The sequence below is a fragment of the Halalkalibacter hemicellulosilyticusJCM 9152 genome, from assembly GCF_000513115.1.
GTDB lineage: Bacteria > Bacillota > Bacilli > Bacillales > Bacillaceae_D > Halalkalibacter > Halalkalibacter hemicellulosilyticus.
Genome location: NZ_BAUU01000017.1, coordinates 103,683 through 110,015, shown reverse-complemented (window position 1 = coordinate 110,015; position 6,333 = coordinate 103,683). Strand labels below are relative to the sequence as shown.

At 37.6% G+C, this 6,333-nt stretch carries 4 protein-coding genes and 1 pseudogene; 1 reads left to right on the top strand and 4 read right to left on the bottom strand.

The window, feature by feature from the left end; all coding sequences use genetic code 11:
* The first annotated feature begins 103 nt into the window (after positions 1-103).
* Positions 104-277, top strand: coding sequence for a hypothetical protein (locus JCM9152_RS22840; RefSeq protein ID WP_162831725.1), 174 nt, complete (start codon positions 104-106; stop codon positions 275-277).
* Between the two features lie 319 nt (positions 278-596).
* On the opposite strand, the gene pepF is transcribed toward JCM9152_RS22840, so the two are convergent.
* The 4 genes and pseudogenes from pepF to mecA all read right to left on the bottom strand — a co-directional run bounded on the left by pepF (position 597) and on the right by mecA (position 6,289).
* The gene (gene pepF / locus JCM9152_RS12250) at positions 597-2,402 is read right to left on the bottom strand and encodes an oligoendopeptidase F (protein WP_035344603.1); all 1,806 of its coding nucleotides are present in this window, start codon (positions 2,400-2,402) and stop codon (positions 597-599) included.
* Between the two features lie 45 nt (positions 2,403-2,447).
* On the bottom strand, positions 2,448-3,677 hold the full coding sequence (locus JCM9152_RS12245) for a competence protein CoiA (protein WP_052015903.1): 1,230 nt from the start codon (positions 3,675-3,677) through the stop codon (positions 2,448-2,450).
* A gap of 192 nt (positions 3,678-3,869) precedes the next feature.
* Positions 3,870-5,243, bottom strand: a complete 1,374-nt coding sequence (gene cls, locus JCM9152_RS12240; protein ID WP_439644206.1) for a cardiolipin synthase — start codon at positions 5,241-5,243, stop codon at positions 3,870-3,872.
* Between the two features lie 403 nt (positions 5,244-5,646).
* A pseudogene (mecA, locus tag JCM9152_RS12235) lies at positions 5,647-6,289 on the bottom strand (adaptor protein MecA).
* Between the last annotated feature and the right edge of the window lie 44 nt (positions 6,290-6,333).

The following is a 6,333-nucleotide window of genomic DNA, read 5'->3' as shown; positions in this document are numbered from 1 at the left end:
TTTTGTCTACGGTCTGCAGCATTCATGCTTTTTCTTAACTTCTATCTTTCACCTTTTAGCATATCGTATTTGTAAGGTACTCTTTTGAGGAGGATGACTAGCGTTGAATCGTTTAAAATTACTTATAGGAATTCCATTTATTATAATTAGTTTCTATTTCTTATTGCTTTCGATTATGAAAGTATTTCCGATATGGATTTCAGCTCCCCTCCTATTTATATCTATTGTATTAACTCTTTCACCATTATCAAGCCAAAAGCGCTTTAAAGGCTTTTAAATTTAACGCTTTCCGCAGGCGGGCGTGGAACTAACCGGCTATGCCTGTGGATTCGCAGTGGCCTTTAAGTAATGCGCGTAGCCGTTGCCCGATTTTGAAAGCCTTGAAATGAGTGAGTTTCTCATAGGAAGGCGCGCAACGAGCGGAGCCATTAATAAAGTTGGAAGATAAGCGAATGCAACTGGAAATGGTACAGTGTCATCTCCAGAAATTCACTATACAACTACAAAAACACCTTTGAGAAATGATTCTCAAAGGTGTTTTGTCTACAGTATAAGCCAGCGATCCTGACGATCGCTGGCTTATTACACTAACGAGCCTAACCTTCTGATAATAGCTGCTCCATTTCCGTTAATGTCTCCTCAAACACATCAAGTGCTTGATCAATCGGCTGAGAAGATGTCATATCAACTCCTGCATTTTTCAAAACTTCTATCGGATAATCGGAACTACCAGCCTTCAAAAATTCAATATACCTCTTAACAGCTGGCTCACCTTCCTCTAAAATTTGCTTTGATAAAGCCGCTGCTGCACTATAGCCTGTTGCGTACTGATACACATAGAAATTATAATAAAAGTGTGGAATACGAGCCCATTCAAGGGCAATTTCCTTGTCAATGGTAAGTTCGTCACCGAAATACTTCTTATTTAAACCATAATATAAATCAGACAAAAGCTCAGGTGTGAGTGCTTCTCCTTGAGCAGACTTTTCATGAATGAGTTGCTCGAACTCAGCGAACATCGTTTGACGGAAAACGGTTCCTCTAAAGCCTTCTAGAAAATGATTTAATAAATATAACTTTTTCTTTCGGTCATCTGTCTCTTTTACTAAATAATCATTCAACAAAGCCTCATTGACAGTTGAGGCCACTTCTGCAACAAAGATTGTATAATCCCCATATACATACGGTTGATTTTCTCGTGTGTAGTAACTATGCATACTATGACCAAATTCATGGGCAAGCGTAAACAAATTATTCACGTTATCCTGCCAATTCATTAAAATGTATGGCATCGTTCCATATGCACCAGAAGAATAGGCTCCACTTCGCTTCCCGACATTTTCTTCTACATCAACCCAGCGCTTTTCAAACCCTTCCTTTAAAATCGATACATACTCTTCACCAAGTGGCTCAGCCCCTTTAGCAACGAGTTCTTTTGCCTCTTCATATGAAATTTCCATCTCGACATCCGAAACGAGCGGTGTATATAAGTCATACATATGTAGCTCCTCGACACCTAACACCTTTTTCCGAAGTCGTACATAGCGATGCAGTAAATCTAATCTTTTATTAACTGACTCTACTAACTGGTCATAAACGACCTCTGGAATGTGGTTTTTGCTTAGTGCCGCTTGACGAGCGGAATCATACTTACGAACCTTCGCATAGAAGCGATTCCTTTTCACCTGACCAGATAATGTCGAAGCAAACGTATTTTTAAATTTACCATACGTTTCATAAACCGCCTTAAACGCTTCTTCACGCACACGACGATTACTGCTTTCTAGAAACGTTAAATAACGACCATGAGTGACTTCAACCTTATCTCCATTGTCATCTGTAATTTCCGGAAATTTCATATCAGCGTTATTAAGCATGCCAAATGTTTGACTTGAGCTATTAATCGCTTCACTAGCTTGTGCTAAAATGGATTCCTCCGATTCAGATAAAACATGCTCTCTCTCTTCGTTCAATTCAGCAAACATTTGCTTATATAGTTGTAAACGTTCTTCTTGTTCTAAAAAGGCATAAATCGTTTCTTCCTCAAGAGATAACAATTCAGGTACTATATATGAAGCCGTTTGTGACACCTCTGCAGCTAAGGCCATCGCTCGATCATTTAACCCTTGGTATATTGAGTTGGTCGTATCCTGATCATATCGCATGTGAGCATACGTATATAATTTACCTAATTCTTCTGTTATCTCATTACTCTTCTGAAGAACAGCTAATAATGAAGCCGGTGAATCTCCTAATGTCCCTTTTCCTTTTTGCAGTTCTGGAAGCTTTGACTTAATTGATTGAAAGGATGCTTCCCATTCTTCGCTTGACGCATAAATTGCTTCTAAATCCCACGTTTTTTCAACTGGTATCTCTTCACGCTTCTTAACGGCTTTACTCATTTCACAGCACCTCCATTTAGATTCCCTTCATCCTATTCGACTTTCTTAGTTTAATTCCTCTTTCATTTTAGAATTCAAGTATAATGGATTTTGTTCGATAACGCGAAGCATACACTTATGATCTAATTGAATAGCTTGTGAGGAGGTTTTCGGATTGATTGAATCTCGTATACGTATATATTGATCACTTGTAGAATCTAGCCTTTGTAAATAACGAACCTTAACTAACCAATCTAGATAACCATCTATACTGAAAGTCCACGGCTTAGTATCTAAAAGATTACGTTGTGAAAAAAGTCTATTTCGAATAAGCCCATGCATACATTGAATGACGATATTCTTGTTAAAGGGTTGGTTTAATGGTTGATATTGAAAGCATTCAAGTAGGAGAAAAGTTTGCCAAATGTAGGTCGGTGTTTCAAGAAGCTCACAATTTGATGTAGGCCATCCTGCTTCAATTGGAAACAGACTTGGGGATAAACGATGCTTATAAATGAGCTGACGGAAATACCGTTCGATTAGTTGAGGATAAGGGTGCGGAATTTGGTAGCGCCAATGCTTCTTAATGGTTAACCATTGTTGCAACAATTGGGATGATTTAAAATGTGGGTGCAGTGCCGTTTCAATTTTGGTGTCAATTAGAGGACCTTCATTATAGGTGGCTAATACTTTCGTTGTTGAGTATGGAGTAATATGGTGTAAATGACTAACTGCTTTTGTTTCAGGACAATAATATACGATCACTCGCTTGGACGTAAGTTGTTCAATAGAAGCGAACCACTCAAATGCTTGTAACGTAAAATGATACTGCCCTCTCCTTTTCAACCTGTTTCCCCCAAGTATCCAGACTGGTATAATCCCTTGCTGTAAGTATCCTTCCGTTCGCTTCTCAATAAGATCCAGCGGAATCGTTGAGCATTGATACTCTAAAGCATACAGCTTGTTTTGTAGACGAAATAATAAATCTGGTCGTTGCTTAATGATCGGGAGATAATATTCCATTTTAACCGGAACATTTTGCTTTTTTAACCAATTATACAAATCTCGTTTCCCTGTTAAATGATAGTTTGTTTCATGTTCTGGTAAATAGGAGCAGCCTTGCTTAGAGTGATGGGCAAAATGAGAGTGGTTTTTTCGTCCTAGCTTTAAGACGACGGGTTTTTCACAAACGGGGCAATAAAACTGATCTTTTTTACGGAGTTCTTTCAATTCTTGTAATGGCCAATCATCGACAAGCGAGATGATCGTTCCATTTGATAATGCAGCAGTAAACATTTCCCACCTCCATTCGAGTATAAAGAAATTATTTCGACGTACCTCTATGTTTCTCCTTCTTTTTTCACAAAATTACCTGCCTCTTTTCAAAATTAATGAAAAAGAGGCAGTATTTCAAGAGCAGTTTATTTGCATGGCTGTGTAAATTGTTCGGATTCTCATTTATTAAATCACTTTTGTCGAGCCTTATCATTACAACAACGGCGACAGCAGTCGAGATGTCGATTCAATCATTTTGTAAAAAATGGAACGTTGCTTGAAAGAGTGTTGATCTAACCTTGTAGAATGCTCGAAATCATAAATAAAATCGCTCACTAGCTTATTCACACTTTTTGTTCGGTATAAAAAGGCATTCACTTCAAAATTCAAATGGAAGCTTCTCATATCCATGTTAGACGTACCAATTGAGGCAATTTCATGATCAACGATGAGAATTTTACTATGTAAAAAGCCTCGTTTGTACTCATAAATATCAACTCCTGCTTCAAGTAACTCTGGAAAATACGAGCGTGAAGCATGAAAAACGATTCGCTTATCTGGACGATTGGGAACGAGAATTCTAACATCGATACCACTTAAAGCGGCAATTTTAACCGCACTTAAAATATCATCATCTGGTATAAAATAAGGACTCGCAATCCAAATGGACTTCTTCGCTGATGTAATCATTGAGAAAAAGAGTTTTTTATTAATTTCCCATCTCGAATCTGGTCCACTTGCGATCATTTGCACGCCCCCATCACCTTTTTGATAAGGTGAAATAGGAGGTAAGTAAGTAGGATTCACAATCGCTTGATTCGTGACATAATACCAATCTTGAAGGAAAATAAGCTGTAATGTTCTAACTGACTCCCCTTTTACATAAAGGTGGGTATCTCTCCACAAGCCAAAATATGAGTGTCTTCCTAAATACTCATCACCTATATTCAAACCACCAACAAAACCAATTACCCCATCAATGACAATAATTTTCCGATGATTACGGTAATTAATCTTATGGTTTAACACAGGAAATCGAACTGGTGAAAATGCCTCAACTTCAACACCACCAGCACGTAATTCTTCTATATAAGCACGTGAAAGCGCCCAACTTCCAACAGCATCATAAAGAAAACGAACCTCTACTCCTTCCTTTGCCTTTTCAATTAAAATTTCTTTAATCTCTTGACCAATTTTATCGTGTCTAACGATATAATACTCTAAATGAATATGATGCTCCGCAAGCTTTAACGATTGCAAAATATGAGTAAAAGTTTCCTTACCATCAGTCAATACCTTTGTTTCACTCGCAAACGAAACTGGGTTTTTCCCAAGTTTGTGAGCTAATTGAAACAAAAGCTGTTGGTGCTCCCCCATTTTGTCCATCTGTTCTTTATTTAATGTTCGTTCTCCCTCAATCGTTTGAAATACTTCCTCGTCCTTTACAGCCTTTCTAAAAAAGGTTCGGTTTTTTCGATGATTTTGACCAAATAATAAATAGAAGAAGAAACCAAAAATTGGAAATGCCGCTAAAACAAGAAGCCAAGTTAGTGTTTTTGTCGGATGTCGATTTTCAAAGAAGATCACCACTGCAATGAAAACAACAGATAATGTAAAAGCAACACTAATAACACCAACAATCCAACCTTCCCAATACGACCTAGTTATATATAAAGCTGATATAATAATGATAAAAAAATAAATACATTTAATCGAGTTTTCATCATACTCTCCTAAAATGGATATTTAAACTATCCTCACTTATCTTTTAAGAAAACGTTAGCATCTTTTCTTAATTGCGTCGTACTAAACTTCTACAAAGCGTGTAACGAACGAAGCCGATGTCCTTCTCTAAATCAGCTTACACCCTCATTGATCAAGCTTCTAAATTTTATTCATGCTTATCCTTTAAAATGGGATGCACTTATCCATTCTGATTCTTTTAAAAAAAGCCCCAAAAGGTCTTAGTAAACCTTTGGGACTGGGATTCTTACTTGTCAAATGATGCGCGCATCGTTAATAAAGCATCTGGTGCAGCAATCTCTTTACCGTATTCTTTAATACGATAAATAGAAACGTCAGATTCATAACCATACTCTAGCATTTGACTTAAAATATCATCCTGTTGATCTTCGTTGTAACGTTCATCATTAAAGAGTACATAAACGTAATAAGTCCCTTCAAAATAATGAAGCTCGGTGTTTAAATCTTCAACGATCACACCGTGGCTTAGAGCAATCACATCTTCAAAATCAAGGAACCCAATGACAATCTCTAATTGCTCTAGTTCATCCTCCTGTTGCTCCTCCTCTGCGAGCAAATCAAGAACGGTTTGCTCATCTGAATCCTTGTCTTGTGAAACAGGAATCTCAAGCTTCACATTTCCATCCGTCACTTGACCTCGTGTTACAACGATTTCTAGCCCTTTATCTAAAGCATGAACTTGAATCCATAACGGACCATCTAGTTCAAATTCATCGCGATCACTTGCTTCGTTCATCATTTCAAAGAAGAGCTCTTCGCCACGCTCACGATTGTACCAGATCTCATCTCGATCAAAGCCTCGAGCCTCAATATCATTATACGTAATAAAAAAACTTTATCGTCGTTTCATTCACGCGTTCAATATCCATAATTCGCTCTCCCCCCTAAAGTCGAGTAGTTCCTTACCAATAGA